This is a genomic window from Candidatus Eremiobacteraceae bacterium, assembly GCA_035295225.1.
Classification (GTDB): Bacteria; Vulcanimicrobiota; Vulcanimicrobiia; order Eremiobacterales; family Eremiobacteraceae; genus JABCYQ01.
Genome location: DATGJI010000052.1, coordinates 214543 through 238628, shown reverse-complemented (window position 1 = coordinate 238628; position 24086 = coordinate 214543). Strand labels below are relative to the sequence as shown.

Below are 24086 nucleotides of genomic sequence, written 5' to 3'. Positions count from 1 at the left end.
TCCCGAACCATCTTGAAGGGGCCGACGCCAGTCGGCCCTATTTTTTTCTTCGCAGTCACTTCGTTCAGACCGTGCGGTTGGCGACCGGCTCGTCGCTCACGACGACGCCGTCGCGCAGCCGTACGATCCGTTTCGCGTGATTGGCCACGTCTTCGTCGTGCGTCACCATGATCACGGTCCGGCCACCGCGATTGAGCCGCTCGAACACGGCCATAATACCCTCGGCAGTCGTTGAATCGAGGTTGCCGGTCGGCTCATCCGCCAAGATGAGCGCCGGATCGTTCACCAATGCGCGCGCGATGGCAACACGTTGCTGCTGGCCGCCGGACAGTTCGTTCGGGCGGTGCGTGATGCGGTCGCCGAGACCGACTTCTTGAAGCGCCGCCGTGGCCTTTTTCTCGCGATCCGGATCGCCGGCGTAGAAGAGCGGCAACGCGACGTTGCGCACCGCCGTGGTGCGTGCGAGCAAGTTGAAGCCTTGGAAGATGAAGCCGAGTTTCTGCAGCCGGACGGCCGCGAGCGCCGTGTCATCGAGCGCCGAGACATCGACGCCATCAAGCTCGTACGTGCCGGAGGTCGGTTTGTCCAAGCAGCCGATCAGATTCATCAGCGTGGACTTGCCGGAACCAGACGGCCCCATAATCGCCAAATACTCGCCGCGCTCGACGACCAGATCGATGCCGCGCAGCGCATGGACTTCGATGTCGCCGATCGTGTACGTCCGCGTCATGCCTTTGATCCGGATGACTTCACTCATAGCGCAGACAGTCGATCGGATTGAGATAGGACGCGCGGACGGCGGGATAGATCCCGAAGATCAGCCCCACGCCTGCCGAGAACGCGATCGCGATGGTGACGATCGGGAACCAGGCGAACGAAACGATGGTGCCCACGACTTTTGCGATCGCGAGGTGGATGACGATCTCCGCGACGCCGACGCCGAAGACAAGCCCGATCAGGCCGCCGATACAGCAGAGCAGCAGCGCCTCCGCGAGGAATTGCACCGCGATATCGCGCCGCGACGCGCCGATGGCCTTGCGAATGCCGATCTCGCGGGTGCGTTCGCTGACCGACACGAGCATGATGTTCATGATGCCGACGCCGCCGACGAGCAGCGAGATCCCGGCGACGACGCCGACGACCAGCGTCAACACGGTGAACGTCTTGTTGATGATGTCGTTGACCGACTTCAGGTCTTGTGAGTCGTACTGCGCCCTCACACCGTGGATCTTCTGCAGCGCAGCGATCGCTTCGTCGCCGACCTGCGCCACCTTGTCCTGATCGCGCGCTACAATCGCGAGGCCGTCGACGTACGTGTAGCCGAGCTCGGGGATGAGCGAATAAGGAACGGTGACCGTGATAGCGTCGGACGAGTTGCCGAGCGCGCCGCCGTTCAACGGCTTTTGCTGAACTGCGACGACCGTGTAATAGATCCCGGCAAGCCGCACCGTTCGCCCGCTGACCGGGCCGGCGTCGGGAAAGAGCTCCTGGCGCGCCTGGTCAGAGAGAATCGCGACATGGCGGTGAGCGGTGACGTCGTCGACGGTGAAGCGCCGTCCCTCGGCCAGCGGCGTCTGATCGAAGCCGACGCCCGCGCCGTCGGTGTCCACGACGAGCGTCTTCTCCGTGTGCCGCACTTCGGTCGTCGTCACGATCTCAATGACCGGGTAGACGGCGCTTGCGTCGGCGACGTGCGGCGCGATGCGTTGTGCGTCTTCGTATCGGATCGCGGCGCTCTGGGGATCCGGCTGGTCCTCTTTCGGCGAGACGAAACTCGCGGCTTGAGAGAACGGCGACAGCAGATTCTTGACGGAGCGATTCATGGAATCGCCGACCGCCAGCGTCGTGATGACGGAGCCGACGCCGATGATTAGGCCGAGCATGGTCAAAAGCGAGCGCAGGCGGTTGCTCCAGAGAACCGCCAGCGCCTCGACCAGAAATTCGCGAAGCTTATTCATGGCGCAGACAATCGATCGGCGAAAGCCGCGACGCTCGCAGCGCCGGATACGTACCGAAGAAGACGCCGACGAGAATGGAAAAACCGAGCGAAATCGTGATGATCGGCACCCACGCCACGCTGCCCGCGCTACCCGAAAGTTTGGTGATGAGAAGCGTGCTCGCGCCCGCGCCGGCCAGACCGCCAAGAAGCGTGCCTATCGCACCGCCGAGCAGCGTGATGGCGGCCGCTTCGATGAGGAATTGGACGAGTATGTCGCGCGTCGAAGCGCCGATGGCCTTGCGAATCCCGATCTCGCGCGTTCGTTCGTTCACCGAGACGAGCATCATGTTCATCACGCCGATGCCGCCCACGAGCAGGGCGATGCCGCCGATCGCTGATATCGCGACCGAGACGAAGCCGATGATGTTCAAGAACGCCGATTCCTGCTGCGAGGAATCGATGCCGGTGTATTTCGCGCGCGTGCCATGCGTGCGTTGCAAGATCGATTCCACTTCGTCCGTGACCTGCGCCGAGGTGGCGCCTGGAATCGGATAGACCTGCAAGACTCCGATCGCGGTGCCCGCGAGCCGGTGATACGTCGTGTACGGGATGAGCACGACGTCGCCTTGCTGCGCGCCGAGCAATCCAAGACTGATCGGCGCGAAGACGCCGATGACGGTGAACCGATGATCGGCGACTCGCACGACTTGGCCGAGCGCGGACTGGTGTGGAAAGAGTTTTTGCGCTGTCTCGTACGTGAGCTGGCAGACCGAGCGCGCGCCGTCGACGTCGTCGGCGTCGAAATGCCGGCCTTCGGCCATCGGGAGGGAATCTTTGATGTAATCGCTGCGCGAGACGAGGCGCACGGGAGCCTGTTTATGCGCGATCTCCATGAAATACACGGCATTGTATGAGGGAAAAACTTTGAGGCAGCGCGTGCATGCGTCGCGGATCGTCCGGACGTCCGACCACGCGAACGGCTCCGCGACCTGCGTGGTGCTCGTGTTCGGGAAGATGATCGTGCCGCGATCGCCGGTGAGCTGAACCAAACCCGCGATCGACGACGACGCGCTCTGGCCGATCGCGAAGATGCAGATCACCGCGGACGTGCCGATGACGATGCCCACCATGGTCAAGCCGGTCCGCATGCGGTTGGCCCAGAGCGTGTCGAGCGCTGCCAGGAAGAACTCGAAAAGCTTCACCGGGGAGTTCTCGAGATCGCGAAGGCCGTGGCCCCGATGACGAACGCGATGAGCAGGACCACGAACGGCAGCACGGTGCGCATATTCAAGCAGCTGCCGGTGCGCGCGCTCTGCAGCATCCCGTGCTGGATCGCGTCGAACAAGACGAGCGTCATCGCAAAGACGCCGCACGGCATCGGAATCGGCGGTTGGAAAACCGCGCCGGTCTTGCTCACGAGCACAAAACCGAAGATCGGGTTTGTGACGCTTGCGGCGATGAACATCACGACGGCGATCGCCGGCACGAGGAACACGAATTGGCGCGGTCCCCACGCGTTTGGCTTTCCGGTCAGTCCGAAATGGATCGGAACTCTCTCGGGGAGCGTCGGATACGCCATGACGGTGACTCTGATCGCATCCGCCGCCGCCGCGAAGGCGATGACCTCGAGTATGCTCCCGACCAATTCGGTCGTCGACATCAGCTGCTCGATGTAGGCGCCGGCGTTGCGGCCGTGGCGTTGACGCGTGCGCCGTCTTTGAGGTCCTTCACGCCCGTCGTCGCTACGACGTCGCCTTTTGCCAAGCCGCTCAGAATCACCACGTCGGTGTCGTTCTTGATGCCTTCGGTCACGTACGTTTTGTGCGCCGTGCCGGACTTGATCACGTAGACGTAATGCTTCGAGCCGTCGTCGATCACCGCGACCTGCGGCACCGTAAGCGCGTTCGATGCTTTGCCGGTCACGATGTCGACGTCCGCCGACATGCCGTCGCGCAAGAAATCGTACGAACGGCCCAGCGAGATCGTGGTCTCCACGTTCTTGGCTGCGTTGCCGGCCTGGCTCTGCGCCACGACGACGGGCGCGATTCGCGTGACGGTGCCGACGAGCGTTTCGCCCGGGAAGTCCGCGCCGCTGATGAATGCATGTTGGCCAAGCTTGACGTTGATGATATCTTGCTCGTCCACTTGCGCCTTCACGACCATGGGACCGCTGCCGGCAAACGTGAACAGCGTCTGGCCCGGCTGCACGGCATCGCCGACGGCGAGATCCACGAGTCCGGTTCCCTGCGACGACTGCACCGTGCCGACGGACTGCACGACGCCGTCGAACGGCGCGCACACGCGCGTGGCATCGAGTTCGGCTTGGTCTATGACGAGCTGTGCGTTCGCGGAGTCGAGCCCGGCTTGACCCGAACGGACATCGATCGTCTTATCGCTGCCGGCCTGCACCCGCGCTTGGCGCACGCCAGCTTGCGCGCTCGCCACGGCCTGCCGATCGGCCTCGATCGTGCTTTCGAATTGGGATGCGTTATCGGAAAGTTGCCGCTTGACGAGGTCGTATTGCTGCTGCGCGGCGACCGCTGCCGTCTGCGCTTGCTCGTAGGCCACGCGATCGCGGTCGAGCACTTGCCGCGATACGGCGTCGATCTTATACAATGCTTGGTCCGATGCGTACGTTTCGCGTGCTGTCTCGAGATTGGTCGTGGCGGCCTGCAGCAGCTGCTGCTGTTGGATGAGCTCTGACTCACCGCTCACGCCGAGTCCGGCGGATCCCGCGACCGCGCCCGATAATTGGCCTTCGCGCTTGCTGTTGATGTCGGCTTGCAGTCTGGCCTGCGCCTGCAACAGCGTCTGTTCTGCGCCGGCGACGGTCTGAATGCTCGTATCGCCTGACGTCTGCTCCGCCTGTTGCGCCTTATCCAGCGTGGCGCGCGCTTGCGCGGCTTGCGCCTGATCGGCAGCCACCTTCGCCGCCGCCTGCCGATCGTCGAGCAGCATCAATAACGCGCCTTGCGAGACGTGCTGGCCTTCGTGTGCGATGATCCGTACGACCGTGCCTGCGCTCTGCGCCGCGATCGTGGCTGTCTGCGGCAGATCCACGACGCCGTTTTCAGGCAGCTTCACGACCATGTTCGACGGAGAAACGACGATCGTGGTGACGTCCACGCCGCCGCCGCCGTGGCGCGTGACCGTGCCGAGGATGACGAGCAATAGCACGCCCGCGACCACGATGACGGGTATGAGCCACTTGGGTCTATTCCGCAACGCGTTCTCCTTGACCAATGTAGGGCGGACCTTTATGGTCCGCCTGGGCAAGCGATGCGTGCCCTACGACGAGATTCATCACAAATCACCAACCGCAAGTTTGAGCTTTGCAACAGACAACACGTACCCGACTTGCGCGTCGAGCAGATCTTTGGCTGTTTGAAGATACGTCTGCTCGGCCGACTGCACGTCGATCTGGCTGATGAGACCGGTGCGGTATTGGACTTGCGAGACATCCGCGCTGCGTTTTGCGAGTTGGTCGTTCGCAGTCGCCAGATCGAGATTCTGCTTGTTGACAGCGAGCCGTCGAAAAGCCTGATCGACGTCGATCGCGGCTTGACGCTGCGCGGCTTCATAGGCCGCGCGCTTCTCGTCCGCCGCGGTCGAAGCGCTCTGGCGCGCCGCGTGCTTCGCGCCCCAATCGAGCACCGGCAGCGTCCACGTCGACGTCAACGACACGCTATAGAAATGCGACGCGCCCAACGCACACGGCACGCCGAGCGGGTGGCTCGGATTGTTGCATGCGGCAAGCGTCGCGGCGTTGCTGGTCGGAGAGACCTGGTTTCCCCAACCGCCGGTCAGGTTCACGATCGGCCGATCCGAGGCATCGACGAGCGATCGGAGGACAAGCGCCTCATCCAACGCATCGGAGGCTGCGAGCAAGTCGGGTCGATCGCGCAAAGCAAGCGCGGTCAGCGACGCCTTATCGCCGGCGGGCGGGGCAGGTACCGGTATCGAGTCCGGTAAGGCAAATGTCTGATCGGCGGGTGCGCCGATCAGCTGCGCCAAGTTTTGGCGAGCATCTTCGAGGTCCGCTTCAGACGACGACGAGTGCTCCTCGCTGGTCGTCGACTGGATGCGCGCCTTCAAGACGTCGATGCCGGCGACTTTACCCGTCTGATAGTTGATCTGCGCGATCTGGACGAGCGCCTGCTGATACTTCAGGTCCGCCAACGAGAGCGTGACAAGCTGGGCGTCCTCGGCCAAGCCATAAAAAGCCGTCATGACATCGAGCGTCGCTTGCGACTTTGCGCGCCGCAGATCGCGGTCGGCAGCGTCGTAGGCGCGCTGCGCCTCTTTGGCCTGCAGCGTCGTGGTGAGATCGAAGACGTTTTGCGAGGCGGTGAGCTGCGCCGTGTTCTGCGAGAAATTCGGGCTGGGCGAGAGCCCGAATTGCGCGAACGCGCCCGCGTTGCTCGAGCTTTGCCGATTCAAGATCGATTGTGCCTGGCCGTTGACGTTCAAGAGGCCGGCGGCGCGATTGGCTGCGAGCTGCGCACCCGCAGCCGCATATGCGGAACGCGCTGCCAGCACCGTCGCGTCGTGCGACATCGCAAACGAGATCGCCTGATCCAGTGTCATCGGCTGCGCCGCAGGTGCAGCAGGCGAAGGCGTCGCCACGATCGCGGAAGCGACGGCGGCTGCGAACCAGGTCGCGATCATCTGTTGGCCGCTATCTCCTTATCGCGCGAACGCCGCGGCGATGGCTGCGCCGAGCAACGCGTAGATGACGGCAGTGATCCAAGCCGCGCCCGGTTTCATGCGCATGACGATCTGCAGACCGATCGCTGCAACGACGTAGTACCAGAGCGCGAGCGGGTTGAACGCGTAGAGGAAAGCGAACAACTTTGGTTGGCTCTGCGCGATCAATCCGAGAGAGGGGATCGCGTACGCATCGCTCGCTCTGGTGATCGCATCCGGACCGCGCATGGCCACGATGATCGCATTGATGATCGCGGTCAAAGCGACGACGACAAACGAATTGACCGCAAGCACCCATGCGTCGGTGAACTTCGTCGAAGACTTTGTGGCGGCGCCGGCGATGAGGAAGACGACCGCGGCCACGAGCCAGATGATCCAGGGAACCACCAGTGAACCGATGGCTGCGAAGACCGGCACTGCGTGCGAAACGCTCGCCATGGTCGCTGTTGCGGCTGCTTGTCTATCGGCCGGCATCTGCGAAAGTTGCTGGGCGAACTGGACCTGGGAGACCTTAGCGATCTCCGGCAGCTGGACAATCGTCGCAACGACCATGCAGATGAGGCCGACGATAGCGGCCCAACCCCACATCGGCGTGCGCGCGAGTGTGGCGAACGATTCACCCGGCGAGAACAGGATGCCTAAGTACGTCGCCAAGCCGTTTGGCTTCGCGGCCGGGGGAACTGGCGGCGGCGCGTCGGGTCCGGTGCTATCGGTCGTCATCTAGTGCCTCCCAACTAAGGCGAACGCCGCCGGATTCTCGCCCGTGGGGGCTGCGGCGCTGTGCTTGCGGAGCGTTTCCGTGACGCCTTGCAGCGGCACGTCGAGCTCGTCCATGACCAGTGTTCGCGGGTCATACCAGATGGTGAACGCGGTCGGCGTGATCACGGAGACCGAGGTGTCGCCGGCAGGCACGCTGACGGGATGCGCTGCCTTCAGTTTGCGGTCGATCACGATCGGATACGCCGTGCCGTTGGCGGCGACGATAGCCGTCATGCTGTTGTCGGACGAACTCGACGCGATCGCCGGCAATACCACGAAACCCGCGAGCAACGCGCCATCGAGCACGAGCATCTTCGGTGCGCCGACGAGCGGCGCGATGCCGATCGGCTGACCCGATTGCCCGTCCACGGTTTCCGACGCGCTTTGACCGTTGAACGAGATCGCGACGGAACTCGGGTTCGATGAGCCGGGGTTATACGCCGCGACGTACGAGATCGGCGCGAGGGTCATGGGATCGAGAACCAACGTCGCGGTTGCGCTCTTGCTGGCGATCGAGGTGTTTTCGTCGACATGCAGCCCGACAGCGTCGCGCTTGATCGTCACTGTAGCCGACGAGACCTGTCCGCCGGTTGCGATATCGTATGTGTACGTGCCGTCGGGCGGCGCGGCCGCAGCCGCAACCGCCGCGGCAAGAAAAACCGCTGCGATCATCCGTTTCCTCCTGAAGCTGGGGAAGGCGGCGCGGTCGGGCTCGCTGCCGTCAATCCTGGCAGCGCCCCGCTCAAAGCCGACAACCCCGTTATCGCGCCCAGGCCCATCGTCTCGACGGCCGTGCTCGGCACGATGATCATTGCCCCTCGCTCTTTCAAGCCTTCGTAGAGCATATTCATAGCCCGCAAGTGCAGCGCTACGTTGTTGCCTTCGTATTGCTTCGCGGCTTCCATGAAGGAAGCCGCGATCTGTCGCTCGGCGTCTCCGAGGATAACGCGTGCTTCGCGCTCGCGCTCTGCTTGGGCCTGTCGGGACATGGCATCCTGAAGGTTGTCGGGGATCTTGATATCGCGGATCTCGACCGACTGCACCGTGATCCCCCACGGTGTGGTTCGGGCGTCGATGGTGTGCTGGAGCTTGTCGTCGACGGCTTGTCTATTGCTGAGGAGGTCCGAGAGGTTCGTGGTTCCGATGATGTCGCGCAGCGCGGTCTGGGCCGCCCATCCGATCGCGTCGCGGTAGGAGGCGACTTCAAGCGCGGCCTTCTTGGCATCCCACGCTACCCAGAAGAGCACGGCGTCCACGTCGACCGGCACGGTATCCTTGGTCAGCGTTTCTTCAGCGGTGAATGTGCTGGTCTGCACGCGTTGATCGATCCACGCCGCGATCGTGTCGACCGCAGGTATAAGGAAGAACACGCCGGGGCCGGCGAGCGCGCGGAAGTGGCCGAACCGCAAGACCACCGCGCGTTCCCACACCGTTGCGATCTGCAGTGTGACGAGGAGCAAGACGGCGACGATCAGCGCGGTGACGACGCAGACGGGATTGCCGATCGTCGCGGTGCCGATGACGCCGGCGAGCGTGATGATGCCCGCCAAGAGCCACGATACCGGATTGCCGAAGTGGATGGATGCGGTTCCTTGCGCCACGGCGCCCGAGGGACCCGATGCGTCCTTCGAGGCGGATGGCGTGCTGGTGATGATTGGCATCTCCATCATTCTCCTTCGTGGTCTTCGCGCGCGATGCGCGCCACAGCGTCGATGAGTTCCTTGGGTGCGAAACCGAACGCTCGCGTTTCCCCGAGCGCGCGGCGCGCGATGTCGTTCAGCCGCGTGATCCGCGCAGCGTCGTCTTCGGGCCGCCCGCCGCCCGCGATGAATGTTCCGCGACCGCGCTTGCTGACGAGGACGCCCTCGCGTTCGAGCGCGGCGTAGGCGTGGTTGACCGTGTTTGGGTTGATCGCAAGGGCCACAGCGACTTCGCGTACCGTCGGCAGTTGGTCGCCGATGCGCAACGAACCGCGGGAGATCGCATGCAGCACCTGCTCTCGGAGCTGGACGTAGACCGGAATGGCGCTTGCCGAATCCAGGTGGAAGAGCACTACTCGTTCATATCCTGTCTCATTGTCCTAGTGGTTTAAGACATCGTAATCATAGCGGTCAAACGGGTAGCTTGTCAAGCGTTATCGTCAGCGATCCGATTGACCGAAATTTTAGGTCGTATGACCGAAATTCCGGTGCGATGCCTTGCGGATTTAGTATACTTGTCTCATGAAAGGCAATAGCCTAGATCAGAGATCACGAGCCTTCGGATCTCTGCTGCGAACGGACATACTCATTCTGCTCGCACTCCTCGAAGAAAGCTACCCGCGCGAACTTGCACGCTTGACGGGTTCCAGTTTGTCGTCCGTCCAGCGGATCGTCGCAGCGTTCGATGCCGAAGGTCTCACGGCGTCGCGGATCATCGGAAAAGAAAGGCGCGTCTCTGTCAATCCTCGATATTTCGCCGCGCGCGAACTCGGCCGGCTCCTTGCCAGACTAGGCGAAGCGAGAGAAGACCTCCGAACACTCGCGTCGACGTTGCGGCGTCGTCCAAGACGCGCTCGAAAAACACTTTGAAAATCGGTCAATTCTCTTCGCCCAAGAGGTTGATATCGACGTCGTACGGCGATGGAGCGCCCGCGAAGGCCACATGTTGAAGTTCGAATCGTTCTTGACGTTGCTCCAAAGCCACAAATAAGCGGCGGCCGGTTTCCGCGCGGCCAGCGACGCGGGATACGCGCGCCATGACTACGCTCATTGCGGCCGCAGCTCTCAGCGCATTGCTTCACGCGCGCCCGAAACGGAAGCGCCACCCGGCGGCGCCGCGTTCAACGCCCATAGCGACCGAGCGCGTCATCCGGCGCCGCGTTGTCCGGCTTGCGGTGATCGCCGCGCTCACACGCCGCGAAGCGGCGCTGGAAGATTTCTTGGCGCTCACCGAGACGGAGACGCCCCTCGTCAGACTCGATACGGCGATGAATCTCTCCGATATCGAGGTCGGCCCGTCTTCGATCATACTCGATTTTCTCGGCAGCCCGATCGTACACGCCAGAGTGCGCAATCAGTCTCACCAGCCGTTCACCGGCTTGCTCATCGCGCACGTCGAAGACGCCGCTGGAAGAAACGTCGACCTCGCATACGCCGTGGATTCGATCGCGCCCGGCGAATCTCGCTCGATCGAGATGCTCTGCCCGGCACAATTCCAACCGGCCGCATTGCGATGGACCTTGCAGCCCTGGTGAAACACGTGGGGGCAAATAGCGCGCCGGCGGCGAATGAGCCCATATGCTACATGAGTTTTTCCCGGTCGCGAGCACGCGCGATTCAAATGACCCTTTGCCCGATCCGCCCCGCGACGGCCAATACCTCCGAGTCATCCCCCTAGGCGGTTGCGGCGAAATCGGCCGCAACATGACGGTGTTCGAGACGCGCGATGACATCGTGGTCGTGGACGCCGGCGTCCAATTCCCGGAAGAAGAGATGCTCGGCGTCGACCTGGTCATCGACGAGATCACCTATCTGCTCGAGCGCAAACGCAAGGTGCGCGGTCTGCTTCTGACCCACGCGCACGAAGACCACATCGGGGGCGTTCCTTACTTCCTCGCCCAACTCAACGTGCCGGTGTATGGGACGGACGTCACGCTTGCGCTGCTGCGCGGCAAACTAAAAGAGCACAAGATCCAAAACGTCGTCACGCATATCGTAGAAGCCGGCGAAACCGTCACGGTCGGCGGCATCGGCGCGCACTTCATCAATGTCACGCACAGCGTCGCGGGTTCGTGCGCGATCGCGCTGCATACACCGCTCGGCACGGTCATCCACACCGGCGACTTCAAGTTCGACCAGACCCCCATCGACGGCAAGCCGACCGACATGGCCGCGCTCGCCGGTTACGGCAATGAAGGCGTGCTGCTGCTCTGTTCGGATTCGACGAACTCGGAGCTTCCCGGTCATACGCTTTCGGAGCGCGTGGTCGGAGAGACGTTTGCCGACATCTTCGCGCGCGCAGAAGGGCGCATCATCGTCACGATGTTCGCTTCGAATGTGCCGCGCCTGCAGCAGACCGTGGACGCGGCGGCGCGCCACGGCCGCAAGATCTGCTTCGTCGGCCGCAGCATGCTCAACGTGTCGAGCATCGCCATGGAGCACGGCTACCTGAACATCGAGCCTTCGCAGCTGATACGCGAGCACGAGCTCGCGTCGTATCCGCCGGAGCGCATCGTCATCTGCACCACGGGCAGCCAGGGCGAGCCGATGTCGGCGCTCACCCGCATGGCAGCGCGCGATCATCGGAAAGTGAAGCTCGTCCGAGGTGACACCGTCGTGATCTCGGCGACGCCGATCCCCGGCAACGAACGCAGCATCGGGCGGACGATCAACAATCTCTTCCGCCTCGGCGTCAATGTCATCTATGGCAAGCAGCGGCTGGCGCACGTCTCCGGACACGGTTGCCAAGAAGAGCTGCTGCTCATGCTCAATCTCACGAAGCCCAGGTACTTCATCCCGGTGCACGGCGAATACCGAATGCTCGTGCAGCATGCGCGGCTCGCGTTCAAAACAGGACTCGAGCAAAGTGACGTCTTCGTCGTTGAAAACGGCGACGTGATCGAGTTCACCGATCGAGATACGGTCGCGCGCGTCGGCAAAGCGCCCGCAGCGCCTGTCTACGTCGACGGTCTCGGCGTGGGCGATGTCGGCACCGTGGTGCTGCGCGATCGCCGCCATTTATCGGGCGACGGCATGATCATCGTCACCGTCACGATCGATAGCGTCGACGGCAAAGTCCTGGCCGGACCGGACATCACGTCGCGCGGCTTCACGTTCGACCATTCGGCTTCGGCCGACGGCGTGCTCGACGAAGTGCGGCGCGAAGCGCACACGATCATCGAAGAGGGCGCCGACGCCGGCATCACCGAGTGGACGGCGATCCGCGACGACATCCACAAAGGACTGTCCAAGTTCGTGTTCGACCGCACAAAACGCAGACCGATGATCGTTCCGGTGGTCATGGAGATCTAGGCTCGATGGCGCTTGCCGCATCGACATACGCCGATGCCGCGCTGCACGAGGCGCCATACGTTTCAGTGTGGGCGGACACATGGCGACGTTTTCGCAAAAGTCCGTCAGCGCTCATCGGGCTCACCATCATCGCCGCGCTTGCCGTCTGCGCGATCTTCGCGCCGGCACTTTCGGGTTGGCGCGATCCGCTTGCCCAAAATCTTGCGCCCGCGGCCACGACGCTGCCCCCGTCGTTAGCCCACCTTGCCGGGACCGACAAACTCGGGCGCGATATCTTCACGCGGCTCGTGTTCGGCGCGCGGCTTTCGGTCGAGATCGGTTTCGTCTCCGTCGGAATCGGCCTGTTGCTGGGCACGTTCATCGGCATGACGGCCGGCTTCTGGGGCGGTTGGCTCGACTCGGTCGCGATGGGTTTCATGGATGTGATGCTTGCGTTCCCAAGCATCATACTTGCGATCGCCGTCTCGGCCGTGCTCGATACGCGCGTGAGCGACGTCGTCAAGTTGTTCATCGCCGTCGGCGTCGTCGGCATACCGGTCTATGCGCGCATCGCGCGCGCGTCCGTGCTCGCCGTCAGAGATATGGAGTACGTCGAAGCGGCGAAGGCCATCGGCAACGGCGTACCCGCGCTGCTGCTCAAGTACGTGTTGCCGAACATCATGGCCCCGCTGCTGGTGCAGGCCACGCTAGGCGTCGGCACCGCGGAGTTGGATTCTGCCGGACTGTCGTTCTTAGGTCTCGGCATCCAACCGCCGACCGCGGAATGGGGTTCCATGCTCAACGACGCGCGCGATTACTGGCTGTCTGCTCCGTGGGCGCTGCTCTTTCCGGGAATCGCGATCTCGCTGACCGTGCTCGGCTTCAATCTGCTCGGCGACGGCTTGCGCGACGCGCTCGACCCAAAATCTCGATGAGATGATGTGGGGCGGACCTTTATGGTCCGCCGGCGGGCCGTGAAGGCCCGCCCTACATTCGCGATGCGCAGGCAGCGTTTGGCGCGCTATCGAACATCCGTGCGCATGGTTGGGGACGCATGAGCCGCGCGAAATCGGCCGCTAGATCGCGCCGAGTCGACCCGTTACCGGGCCTCACGCTCAATCTGGAAATCCTTGGCATCGGCGTGCTCTGCGTCGCGCTTCTGTGCGCGCTTGCGCTCTGGCTGCCGCGGGGCCACTCAGGCACCATTGGGCCGATCGCCAACGCGACAATGCACGCATGGTTCGGCGGCGGTGCCTGGATATTGGTCGTCGCGCTTGCTACGATCGCCGTCATCATCTTCCTCGAACTGCACGTGCTGCGCATGATGGCGATGTTCGCCGGCTGCGCGATCGCGGAGTTCCTCGTGCTCGATGCGCTGCTCGGCATGGGCGGCCGCGGCGGCATCGTTGGTAACGCATTGGCGCACGGGTTGGTGTGGCTGGGCGGCTCGGCCGGCGCGACTATCATACTGTTCTTCGCCCTCGTCGCGTTCTTCGTCGCGCCGACGGGAATCTCGCTCAAGCGCGTTTTCGGCGCTACCGCCATCGGCGCCGCGCGAGCGGGCGCGAATGCCGGCAGATTGATCGGCGCCGGCGCACGAGCGTTGCAGCGACCCATCGATAGAGTCGATGCCGTCGAGCACGCCGCAATCGCCCCGGCCGCCATCGGGCCGACGCTCGTTGTCGAACCGGAGATCGAAACCGACGACGACATCGAACCTGCCGCCGCGGACCCGACGCTCGTCGTCGGTCAGGATCACATCGAGCCGCTCACTCGGGTAAAGCCGGCGCAATCACCGGCGCCGCTGGACGTCATCAGACCTGCCGCTCCCGAACCTAAACCGCAAAAACAAGTGCGCCAGCCGGTGAGCGCCGGCGGATACCGTCTGCCCGATTTGTCGTTGTTCAATCCGCCGGAAAAGCGCGTGCACGACGAGACGAGTGCGGCGAAAACACTGGAAGAGACGCTTGCGTCGTTCGGCGTCGAGGCGACCGTGACGCACATCGAGCGCGGCCCGAGCGTGACGCGCTACGAGATGACGCCGGGGCGCGGCGTGAAGGTCAGCGCGATCAAATCGCTCTCCGACAACATCCAGCTCGCGCTCGCCGCGCAGAGCGTGCGCATCGAGGCGCCGATTCCCGGCAAAGGCGCCGTGGGCATAGAAGTGCCGAACAGCGCGGTTTCGATCGTGTCCATGCGCGAGATATTGGACTATCTCCCGAAGGTCGAAGGCAAACTTTCCATCGGCTTGGGCAAAGACATCACCGGCCGCGCCGTGATCGCCGACCTCGCGCGCATGCCGCACTTGCTCGTCGCCGGCGCGACCGGCGCCGGCAAGAGCGTCTGCCTCAACGTCATCCTCGCATCGCTTCTGTCGACCTGCACGCCCGAACAAGTGCAGCTGCTGCTCGTCGATCCGAAGCGCGTCGAGTTGACCGAATACAACGGCATCCCGCACCTCATCAAGGAATGCATCACCGATCCGAAGCTCGCAGCAGGTGCGCTCTACGAACTCACGCGCGAAATGGATGCGCGCTACGAGCGCTTCGCACGCGCCGGCGTTCGCAAGATCGAAGAGTACAACGCGGAGAATCCGGACGACAAGCTTCCTTATATCGTCGTCATCATCGACGAACTCGCCGATCTCATGCTCGTCGCTCCCACGCGCGTCGAGACGAGCATCTGTCGCATCGCGCAGCTCGCTCGCGCCACCGGCATCCATCTCGTGGTCGCCACGCAGCGGCCGTCCGTGGACGTCATCACCGGGCTCATCAAGGCGAACATCCCATCTCGCATCGCCTTCGCCGCCTCATCGCAGGTGGATTCGCGGACCATCCTCGATATGGCGGGCGCCGAAAGACTGCTCGGCCGCGGTGATATGCTCTATCTGCCCATCGATGCGCCGAAACCGATCCGCGTGCAAGGCGCGATGGTGGCGAGCGATGAGATCGAGCGCTTGTGCGAGTTCTGGCGCGGCCAGGACGACCCGGAGAACCGGCTGGATTTCGAGCTCACCGAAGTCGAGGAAGACGGCAGCGGACCATCCGACGAATTGGCCCTAGACGCGACGAAGATCATCATCGAACGGCAGATGGCGTCGGTCGCGCTTCTCCAAGCGGAATTGAAGGTCGGCCATCCGCGCGCGGTGCGCCTGATGAAGATACTCGAGGAGTATCGCGTCGTCGGTCCCGCCGAAGGCACGAAACCGCGGAAGATCCTCGTCGGCGAAGCCGACATGCCGCAGCTCGAATCGCTCCTCGCACCCCGGCGCTCCGAGCAGACGCTGTTGTAAATCTCGCTGCGAGCGGAGGCTGCCCGCAGGTTGTGCGAGAACCGAAACGAGCCGTGACCACGACTGCAGCGATGGGCGCAATCGCAGAGAAGATCCGCGCCGGAGTGCCGCTCGACCGCGCCGACGGCGTCTTTTTGTACGAGCGGGCGCCGTTCCACGAACTGGGCCGGCTCGCGCACGAGGTCCGCACGCGCAAGAACGGTGATCGCGCGTACTACGTCTTCAAGCGCTATCTCAACACCACGAACATCTGCTACGCAGGCTGCAAATTCTGCTCGTTCGCCGCATCCGAAAAAGAAGCGCGCGCGGTGCGCATGTCGGTCGAAGAAATTCTCGACAAAGCGTGCGCCGAGCCGGCCGATTACGACGAGCTGCACATCGTCGGCGGCCACGATCCCAAGCAGACGAGCCTCGAGTATTGGATTCCGATGATCGCCGAACTTCACGCGCGCATACCGCACGTGCAGCTCGCGCTCTTCACGGCGGCCGAGATCGACTATATGTGCAAGCGCGCACGCTGCTCGTACGAAGACGGGTTGACGCGCATGCGCGACGCCGGTCTCACAGCGCTCAACGGCGGCGGTGCGGAGATCCTCGTCAAGCGCGTGCGCGACATCGTCTGCCCGCACAAGGCGTCGGCCGAAGAATGGCTGGAAGTCCATCGCGTCGCGCACCGCCTCGGCATCCGGACGAATTGCACGATGCTCTATGGTCACGTCGAGAAGATCGAAGAGCGCGTCGAACATCTCGCGCTGCTTCGCGAACTGCAGGCGCAGACCGGCGGCTTCAAGTGCTTTGTGCCGTTGCCGTTCCACCCGGAAGAGAACGATCTCGAAGAGTACGGATGGACCGACGGCATCGATGACTTGCGCACCATCGCCGTCTCGCGGCTCATGCTCGACAACGTCGACCACATCAAAGCGTACTGGATCTCGTACGGCATCAAGATCGCGCAGCTTGGCCTGCACTTCGGCGCCGACGACATCGACGGCACCGTGCATAACGAACAGCAGATCTATCGCGATGCGGGCAGCAAGACCGATCAGAGCACGCCTGCGCAAGAACTGAAACGGGCGATCGAAGAAGCGGGCTTCGTGCCGACCCGGCGCAACCTGTTGTACAAGGTCTTGGAACCGGCGTAAGCAGTGATCCGCTGCGGCCGCATCAGTTACACAAACGATCTGCCGATATACGCCGCGTTCGACGCAGGCGCCGTCGACTTTCCGGGGACGCTTGTCGCCGGAGTCCCCACTGCGCTGAATGCGCGCTTGTCCGGCGGCGAACTCGACATCAGCCCGATCAGCTCATTTCATTTCGCGAAGAACGCAGATGCGTTCATCCTGCTCCCGGACGTCTGCATCGGTGTACAGCGCGAAGTGCGCAGCATCTATTGCATTTCGCGCAGACCGCCCGCCGATCTCGCGGGAGTGAAGATCGCGGCGACGCGCGAGAGCGCGACCGGCCGGAACCTCTTCGCAACGATCTGCGCCGAGCGTTACGGATTCGTGCCCGACTTCGTCGAGTCAGATGATCCGCTTGCCGCATACCGCGCCGACGGATCGCCGTGTCTGCTGATCGGCGACGCGGCGATCGACGGGTTCTTCGCCGCGGAAAAGGGCGAGGCGCACGACATCGGCTTGCTCTGGCACGAGCTGACCGGACTCGGCATGGCGTACGCGGTCTGGGCGGTTCGCCGCGCAGTCGCAGCGGACCGTCCGACCGACGTCGAGTCGGTGGCGGCCGCGCTTCGGCGCGCCAAGGCCTGGGGCGCCGAGAACATCGATAGCGTGATCGCGGCGGCGCAATCGGCGCACGCTCGGCCAGCCGGTTTCTACCGCGACTACTTCCGGACGCTGAATTTCGACTTCGACGGCGCGGCGCGGCGCGGTCTGATGCGATTTTTCGAGCTCGCCGTCAGACACCGGCTGCTCAACGCGGTGCCGCACCTTGAGTTTCTGCGCGAGGTCCACACGCATGTCTGAAATCGCAAGTCTGCTCGATCGCGCCGCCGGCGGCGGGCGTCTCACGTACGACGAGGGCGTGCGCGTCTATCGGGAAGCCGACCTTCATGCCCTTGGCGCGGCTGCACACGCGCGGCGCGAGCAGCTGCATCCGGGCGACGAAGTCACGTACGTCATCGACACGACTATCAACTACACGAACATCTGCAACGTCCACTGCACGTTTTGCGCGTTCTTCCGGCCGGAGGGTCACGCCGAAGGCTACACGATGACGCACGAGCAGGTGCTCGAGCGCGTCAAGTTCGCCGCGGATCAAGGCGCAACACAGATCATGGTGCAAGGCGGCGTCAACCCGGATCTCCCGATCGCCTACTACATCGATCTCTTCCGCGCTATCGGCGAGCGCTTTCCGGATGTGGACATCCACTCGCTTTCCACGAGCGAGATCTGCGGCATCGCGAAGCGCGAGTCCATGAGCATCGAAGATGTGTTGACGACGCTGCGCGCCGCGGGTTTGAAATCGTTGCCGGGCGCCGGCGCCGAGATCCTCGTGGAGCGAGTGCGCAAGCGTATTTCGGCGCGCAAGATCGACGACGACCGGTGGCTCGAGGTCATGCGCATCGCGCAGCGGCTCGGCATGCCGACGACGGCGACCATGATGTTCGGCTCGATCGAGACCGATGCGGAGCGCATTCGCCATCTGGACGTGCTGCGCGAGCTGCAAGACGAGACGCATGGATTCACGGCGTTCATTCCGTGGTACTACGTGCCGTTCAAGACCCCGCTCAAGGGCAAAGAGGCGACAGGCCTGGAGTACTTGCGCGTCCTCGCGGTGAGCCGCCTGTACTTGGACAACTTCGACCACTTGCAGTCGTCCTGGCTGACGCCGGGGTTGAAACTCGGTCAGCTCGGACTGATGTTCGGTTGCGACGACATGGGCGGAACGATTTTAGAAGAGAAAGTCGTCACGCTCGCCGGAAGCACGAACACGGCAAATCGCGCGGAGTTGGAGAAGAACATCCGTCGCGCCGGCTACCGGCCCGTGGTCCGCGACACGTACTTCAACCGCCGCGACTACCCGCTCGCCACCGCCGGCTAGATTTCCGCTTGGATGTTGAAGGGGCCGACGCCAGTCGGCCCACGTAATTGTTCGCCGGGCCGACTGGCGTCGGCCCCTTCATCGCCGATTACCGGGCGGCGACGCGGAAGAATTCGATCAGTGTGTCGACGGGCGGAGGAAGCGGCAGCGATTTCGTCACGCCGGTGAAGAAACTATCGCACACCGCGTGCGGCGCGAACGACGCAAAACGTTTGACGAATTCCTTGACGTTGAGGTCGGTCGAATACGTCGCAAGCGGGCCAAGCGTCTTGCGGAAGTTGAACGACGCCGCCATGATGTACCAGAGCGAGTCAACGCCGTCGACGCGGATCGCGAAGGCATAGAGCAGCTCTTCTTTCGTCACGGTGACCGCGCCCTTGGAGACGTCTTTTCGGATCGGCGTCAGCGTGGCTTTGGCGACGAACTGCACCGACGCCGTGGCAGCCGGATTCAATTCTTTGAAATGCGCAACCGACTCATGACGGACGCGCGCGCCGTGAAGCGCGCGGATACGTTCGACGGGAACGATGACTTCGGTCTCGTCGTCGTCAAGCGTGACCCGGATCTGCTTGGCGGCGTCATCGAAGAAGAGCGTCTTCACGCGCGAGTTCGGCGGAAGCTTGACGCCGAAGTCGGAAATCGCCGAGTCGTTGATCGTTTGGTCTGTCTGATCGGTCACGCCGATGACTCCTTACGTGGACCACGGCTCGCTCGTGTAGTTCTGGACATGCTGATCCGGAAATTCGCCGCTCAGTTTCGTCTGTACCAGTTGTTCGAGCAGAGCTCGCCCCGCCTCGTCGGCGAGATTGACGGCCACGATCTGATATGGCGCCTCGGGATCGTTGGCATTGGTCGCCGCCGACTCCACCATCAGGTTATCGGCCGGATCGTACCAATCGCGCGTACGCGTTTCGCCCTGCGTGACGAGGACATCGTAGTACTCGACATGGCCGCGGCGGTGCACCTTTTGCGCCTTGACCGACGCTTGAAATTGATCGTTCATCACACCTGGCGCAGCGCCGAACGGCCCTTTGTACGCAGGGTCTTTGATGATCGTGATCACGACTGCGCGATCGTTCTCGAGTATGATCTGACCGAACGGATAGATCATCACGTCGGCGTTGATGCCGCCGACTTTGAACGGTCCGCTCGAAGTCGGCTTCCCTAGGATGGCCTCGATCTTGTCACGCGTCACGCCGGGGACGACGCCCGGCCGATAGCCGAATGATTGCGGCGGTGTCGTCGAGCATGCTGCGAAAGCGAGAATCGCGGTCGCCGCAGCGAAACTCGCAAGCGATTGTCTGATCATAGTACCTCACAAGTTCGTAGGTGTGTACCTCTTACCCATCTTGGAAGGCGGGCCAATGTAGGGCGGGCCTTTATGGCCCGCCGGCGGACCATAAAGGTCCGCCCTACGAGGCGATCACGCCGGAGGCCAGCACTTCGACATCTGCCTCGTCGTAGAGCACGAGCAGTTGCCCCGGTGACGCCATGGGCACCGGCTGAACAAGAGAAACTCGCAGGCCGCCGTCCGCGGTCAGCCGTGCCGAGGCTTCGATCGGCGTACTGCGGTACCGGCAGACGGCGCGACCATGCGCGACGCCGCCCACGAATCGTTCCGGTCGCACGATATTCGCATCCGTGCAGTCGATGACGGCGCGCGCAAGATCGGCGCGCTTGCCGACCGTGACGGTATTCGACGCGCGATCCGTCGACACGACGTACCACGGACCGCCGGCGCCATCCGTCACGGAAAGACCCTTGCGTTGTCCGACGGTGTAGTTGAGCAGACCATCGTGCGTGCCGACGCGCTTACCCTCGACCGAGACAATAGGACCTGACGCCGCGCTCTCGGGAAATCGACGAGCGATGAAACCCCGGTAGTCGCCATCGACAAAACACAGATCCATAGAGTCGGGCTTGTCGGCGACATCGAGGCCGCGCTCACGGGCGACATCTCGCGTTCGATCCTTTGAGAGTTCGCCGAGCGGGAGCACGAGTGCGGCGAGTTGATCCTGCGCAAGTCCGGCGAGCATGTATGACTGGTCCTTGCCTCGATCGACGGCGCGAAGGAGATGCGCGCCGTCATCGTCGTGGGCGATGCGCGCATAGTGGCCGGTGACGATCGTGTCGGCTCCCAGCACTCGGGCGAAGTCGAGCAGCGCGCCGAACTTGACGAAGTTATTGCAGGCGACGCATGGATTGGGCGTGCGGCCGGCCAGATATTCGGCGCAGAAATAATCCACCACAGCTTGCTCGAACGCACGTTCAAAATTGACGACGAAGTGCGGAATCCCGATCGCCGCAGCTGCGCGGCGCGCATCTTCGTACGCGGTCGGTCCGCAGCACTGGCGCACTTTTTCGCTCAGCTCGCCATCGCCCGGGCTCCAAAGGCGCATCGTGACGCCGACCGCGTCGCGACCCGTTTCGCACGCCAAAGCGGTCGCCACGGCGCTGTCGACTCCGCCGCTCATCGCCGCCAGCGCTCGCCCCGAAAGGCGCAGCTCCGAATCCGGCGCCGCCATCGTTTGCATGATCACTCGCTGTACCGGTGCGTCCCGCTAAAGGACAATGCTACACCTCCTTTAATTCTTCAATATCACGCCGCGTCCATTCACGCAGATCTGTCGTCCGGGTGCGGCCATCCATACGCGAGAGCGCCCATGTCAGGCATCGGCCAGCGACTGATCGACGCTCGCGAAGCGCGCGGGCTCACCGCCGCAGACGTCGCCAAGAAGCTTCGCATTCGTACGATGTTCGTCGACGCGCTCGAACGCGAGGATTGGCGCGCGATCGGCGATCCGATCTACGCGCGCGGGTTTCTGAAGAACTATGCGCGGCTCGTCGGCCTCGACGCCGACCGTCTGGCGGCGGAGGCGAACGAAGAGATCTCTGCCGATGACCCGCGCCCGGCGATCAGCGCCTTCGTGCCGATCCAAAGAGGCGTGATCGATTCGCGCGAGAACCGCGCAAACGTCTTGGCATGGGTCGTTCCGATCACCGGCGTCGTAGCGGCGCTGCTCGTCGCGCTGGTCGTGGTGAATGGAATCGGATTGCTGCGCGGCGGGGGAAACGCCGGTGCCGTCGCGACGGAATCGTCGCCGTCGCCGACGCCGCTTCCGAGCGCATCGTCCGTCGACGCGAACGCTGCCGGCGAAGAGATGGCAGCCAGCCAATCAGCGCCCGTGGATCTGCGAATCGCGGTGACGCAGCCGTGTTGGCTCTCGGTGACCGTAGACGGCAAACGCGTGCTGTACTCCACGCTGCCGACGGGGAGCGTGCGAGAGTTTCGCGCCGATCGAGAGATCACGTTGCGCGCGGGCAACGCCGGCGGCATCGTAGCGACGATCGACGGCAAGGACATCGGCTCGCTCGGGCGAGTGGGCCAGGTAGAAGATCGAGTGTTCGCGATCGCGACACCGGCACCGGCGCCGACGAGCGGCGCGCAATGAGAGAGGCATGAGCGAATATTCGTTTGACATCATCTCCAAGGTGGAGAAACAGGCTCTCGAAGACGCAGTCAATCAGGCGGCGCGCGAGATCGCGACGCGTTTCGATTTCAAGAATTCGAAATCGTCCATCGAACTCAAAGACACCACCATCACGATCGTCGCCGACGACGATATGAAGCGCAAGAACGTCATCGATATCCTCGCAGGCAAGGCCGTCAAGCGCGGGATCTCGCTGAAGGCCTTGGAATACGGCAAGCCGGAAGCCGCATCCCAGGGGACGTTGCGCCAAGTCGTCACCATCACGCAAGGCATCGCGACCGAACGCGCAAAGAAGGTCACCGAAGCGATCAAGAATTCGAAATTGAAAGTGAGCACGAAGATCCAAGACGAGCAAGTGCGGGTCAGCAGCAAGTCGAAGGACGACCTGCAGAAGACGATGGAACTCGTGCGCGGGATGGATCTCGATTTCGCGGTGCAGTTCGTGAACTTCCGCTGATGGCCGTCGCGGCGCAGCGGCGCGTCTATCTTGCGAGTCTCGGCTGCGCCAAGAACCTTGTCGATAGCGAAGTGATGCTCGGATCGCTCACGTCCGACGGCTGGGCCGTCACGACCGAAGCGGACGACGCCGACGCGGTCATCGTCAATACGTGTGCCTTTATCGATCCGGCAAAAGTGGAATCCACCGATGCGATCATGCGCTACGCAGCTGCCAAGCGACCCGGTCAGACGCTGGTCGTCGCGGGCTGCTTGGCGCAGCGCTACGGCGCCGACCTTCGCGAACTCATCCCCGAAATCGACGCGGTGATCGGCACCGGCGCGTTTCCGAAGATCGGCGAGATCATCAGCGAATCGTCGGCCGGCGGGCGGCCGTTGCATCTCGAGGATCGCGATGCGTACGTCGAGCGCCTCGGCTTCTTGCCGCGCATGGTCACGACGCAGCGAGCCACCGCATACTTGAAGGTATCTGAAGGCTGCAACCACGTCTGCGCGTTCTGCATCATTCCGACGCTGCGCGGACTCGGAAAGAGCCGCACGATCGCATCGCTCGTCACAGAGGCACGGGCGCTGGTCGCCGGCGGAGCGCGAGAACTGAATCTCGTCGCGCAAGACACGTCGGACTACGGCCGCGACATCGGCCTCAAGGACGGTTTGCCGGATCTCATCCGTGCTCTCGACGAGATCGAGGATCTGCGTTGGGTACGGCTCCTCTATCTCTATCCCACGTCCGTCAAGCCGTCGCTCATCGCAGCGATGCGTGCATCGTCCAAAGTCGTGCCGTACGTGGACATGCCGCTGCAGCACGCGCATCCGGTCGTGCTTCGCGCCATGCGCCGTCCACCCGATCCCGAGCGCTACCTCGAGCTTTTCGCCGCGCTGCGCGAGGCGTTGCCGGCTGCCACGATACGCAGCACGTTTATCATCGGATTTCCGGGGGAAACCGAGGAACACGTCGACGCCTTGATCTCGTTCCTCGAACGTGCAAAGCTCGACCGCGTCGGGTTCTTCACCTATTCACGTGAAGAGGGCACCGCCGCGTACGCGTTAGCCGATCAGATCCCGATGCGCGCGAAGAAGGCGCGTGCGGCCCGCTGCCGCGACGTGCAGCGCCGCGTCGCAAACGCGAACGACGGCGCGCGGGTCGGCGAGGAGCTCGACATTCTCATCGAGGGAACGCGCACGCTGCCTGTTGGATCGCCTGTTCGCGACGCGCTGGGCTCCCGGGCGATCTGCTTCGGTCGATCGGTTCGGGAAGCGCCCAACGTCGACGGTCTGGTCTATGTCGGCGGCTCTCACACCGTCGGCGAATTCGTCCGAGCGCGCGTGATCGGACACACGGAATTCGACCGCTACGCGCAGCCGCTCGTCGCCGCAGAGCGGTAGAAAGA

At 63.3% G+C, this 24086-nt stretch carries 23 protein-coding genes; 10 read left to right on the top strand and 13 right to left on the bottom strand.

Going from position 1 to position 24086, the window contains the following annotated elements:
- Window positions 1-64: 64 nt before the first annotated feature.
- The 10 genes from VKT51_09455 to VKT51_09410 all read right to left on the bottom strand — a co-directional run bounded on the left by VKT51_09455 (window position 65) and on the right by VKT51_09410 (window position 9458).
- Window positions 65-757: an ABC transporter ATP-binding protein gene (locus VKT51_09455; protein ID HLJ84383.1), complete on the bottom strand. Its 693-nt coding sequence runs from the start codon at window positions 755-757 to the stop codon at window positions 65-67.
- The gene (locus VKT51_09450) at window positions 750-1958 is read right to left on the bottom strand and encodes an ABC transporter permease (protein HLJ84382.1); all 1209 of its coding nucleotides are present in this window, start codon (window positions 1956-1958) and stop codon (window positions 750-752) included. The genes VKT51_09455 and VKT51_09450 overlap by 8 nt, the downstream gene beginning before the upstream one ends.
- Entirely contained in the window at window positions 1951-3141 is a 1191-nt protein-coding gene (locus VKT51_09445; protein HLJ84381.1) for an ABC transporter permease, read from the bottom strand. The genes VKT51_09450 and VKT51_09445 overlap by 8 nt, the downstream gene beginning before the upstream one ends.
- Window positions 3138-3599, bottom strand: a complete 462-nt coding sequence (locus tag VKT51_09440; GenBank protein ID HLJ84380.1) for a DUF1648 domain-containing protein — start codon at window positions 3597-3599, stop codon at window positions 3138-3140. The genes VKT51_09445 and VKT51_09440 overlap by 4 nt, the downstream gene beginning before the upstream one ends.
- Window positions 3599-5164, bottom strand: coding sequence for an efflux RND transporter periplasmic adaptor subunit (locus VKT51_09435; protein ID HLJ84379.1), 1566 nt, complete (start codon window positions 5162-5164; stop codon window positions 3599-3601). The genes VKT51_09440 and VKT51_09435 overlap by 1 nt, the downstream gene beginning before the upstream one ends.
- Before the next feature lie 78 nt (window positions 5165-5242).
- Window positions 5243-6607 carry a TolC family protein gene (locus VKT51_09430; protein ID HLJ84378.1) on the bottom strand — a complete coding sequence of 455 codons (1365 nt, stop codon included), beginning with the start codon at window positions 6605-6607 and terminating at the stop codon, window positions 5243-5245.
- 18 nt (window positions 6608-6625) lie between these two features.
- Complete coding sequence (locus tag VKT51_09425) at window positions 6626-7366, bottom strand: YIP1 family protein (GenBank protein HLJ84377.1); 741 nt, start codon at window positions 7364-7366, stop codon at window positions 6626-6628.
- Window positions 7367-8077: a hypothetical protein gene (locus tag VKT51_09420; GenBank protein HLJ84376.1), complete on the bottom strand. Its 711-nt coding sequence runs from the start codon at window positions 8075-8077 to the stop codon at window positions 7367-7369.
- Window positions 8074-9066: a slipin family protein gene (locus VKT51_09415; GenBank protein ID HLJ84375.1), complete on the bottom strand. Its 993-nt coding sequence runs from the start codon at window positions 9064-9066 to the stop codon at window positions 8074-8076. The genes VKT51_09420 and VKT51_09415 overlap by 4 nt, the downstream gene beginning before the upstream one ends.
- Window positions 9067-9071: 5 nt before the next feature.
- The gene (locus VKT51_09410; protein ID HLJ84374.1) at window positions 9072-9458 is read right to left on the bottom strand and encodes a GntR family transcriptional regulator; all 387 of its coding nucleotides are present in this window, start codon (window positions 9456-9458) and stop codon (window positions 9072-9074) included.
- A gap of 684 nt (window positions 9459-10142) precedes the next feature.
- Here VKT51_09410 and VKT51_09405 point away from each other — a divergent pair.
- From VKT51_09405 to mqnC, 7 genes are all read left to right on the top strand, one after another.
- Window positions 10143-10640: a hypothetical protein gene (locus VKT51_09405; protein ID HLJ84373.1), complete on the top strand. Its 498-nt coding sequence runs from the start codon at window positions 10143-10145 to the stop codon at window positions 10638-10640.
- 43 nt (window positions 10641-10683) lie between these two features.
- The gene (locus tag VKT51_09400; protein HLJ84372.1) at window positions 10684-12417 is read left to right on the top strand and encodes a ribonuclease J; all 1734 of its coding nucleotides are present in this window, start codon (window positions 10684-10686) and stop codon (window positions 12415-12417) included.
- 5 nt (window positions 12418-12422) lie between these two features.
- The gene (locus VKT51_09395; protein HLJ84371.1) at window positions 12423-13331 is read left to right on the top strand and encodes an ABC transporter permease; all 909 of its coding nucleotides are present in this window, start codon (window positions 12423-12425) and stop codon (window positions 13329-13331) included.
- A gap of 119 nt (window positions 13332-13450) precedes the next feature.
- Window positions 13451-15688 carry a DNA translocase FtsK gene (locus tag VKT51_09390; GenBank protein HLJ84370.1) on the top strand — a complete coding sequence of 746 codons (2238 nt, stop codon included), beginning with the start codon at window positions 13451-13453 and terminating at the stop codon, window positions 15686-15688.
- Window positions 15689-15741: 53 nt separating this feature from the next.
- Window positions 15742-16830 (top strand): CofH family radical SAM protein, encoded by a 1089-nt coding sequence (locus VKT51_09385; protein HLJ84369.1) that lies wholly within the window; start codon window positions 15742-15744, stop codon window positions 16828-16830.
- 3 nt (window positions 16831-16833) lie between these two features.
- A complete protein-coding gene (locus VKT51_09380) occupies window positions 16834-17670 on the top strand; it encodes a menaquinone biosynthesis protein (protein ID HLJ84368.1) in 837 nt (278 codons plus the stop codon).
- On the top strand, window positions 17663-18748 hold the full coding sequence (gene mqnC / locus VKT51_09375; GenBank protein HLJ84367.1) for a cyclic dehypoxanthinyl futalosine synthase: 1086 nt from the start codon (window positions 17663-17665) through the stop codon (window positions 18746-18748). Before VKT51_09380 ends, mqnC begins: the two co-directional genes overlap by 8 nt.
- Before the next feature lie 88 nt (window positions 18749-18836).
- On the opposite strand, the gene VKT51_09370 is transcribed toward mqnC, so the two are convergent.
- The 3 genes from VKT51_09370 to mnmA form a co-directional block, all read right to left on the bottom strand.
- Window positions 18837-19427: a hypothetical protein gene (locus tag VKT51_09370; protein ID HLJ84366.1), complete on the bottom strand. Its 591-nt coding sequence runs from the start codon at window positions 19425-19427 to the stop codon at window positions 18837-18839.
- Between the two features lie 12 nt (window positions 19428-19439).
- Window positions 19440-20057: a hypothetical protein gene (locus VKT51_09365; GenBank protein HLJ84365.1), complete on the bottom strand. Its 618-nt coding sequence runs from the start codon at window positions 20055-20057 to the stop codon at window positions 19440-19442.
- 103 nt (window positions 20058-20160) lie between these two features.
- A complete protein-coding gene (gene mnmA, locus VKT51_09360; protein ID HLJ84364.1) occupies window positions 20161-21282 on the bottom strand; it encodes a tRNA 2-thiouridine(34) synthase MnmA in 1122 nt (373 codons plus the stop codon).
- A 129-nt stretch (window positions 21283-21411) separates the two neighbouring features.
- On the opposite strand from mnmA, the gene VKT51_09355 reads away from it, so the two are divergent.
- The 3 genes from VKT51_09355 to rimO are packed head-to-tail and all read left to right on the top strand — an operon-like array spanning window position 21412 to window position 24081.
- On the top strand, window positions 21412-22200 hold the full coding sequence (locus VKT51_09355; protein HLJ84363.1) for a helix-turn-helix domain-containing protein: 789 nt from the start codon (window positions 21412-21414) through the stop codon (window positions 22198-22200).
- A gap of 7 nt (window positions 22201-22207) precedes the next feature.
- Window positions 22208-22696 (top strand): YajQ family cyclic di-GMP-binding protein, encoded by a 489-nt coding sequence (locus VKT51_09350; GenBank protein HLJ84362.1) that lies wholly within the window; start codon window positions 22208-22210, stop codon window positions 22694-22696.
- Window positions 22696-24081: a 30S ribosomal protein S12 methylthiotransferase RimO gene (gene rimO, locus VKT51_09345; protein HLJ84361.1), complete on the top strand. Its 1386-nt coding sequence runs from the start codon at window positions 22696-22698 to the stop codon at window positions 24079-24081. Before VKT51_09350 ends, rimO begins: the two co-directional genes overlap by 1 nt.
- The last annotated feature ends 5 nt before the right edge of the window (window positions 24082-24086 follow it).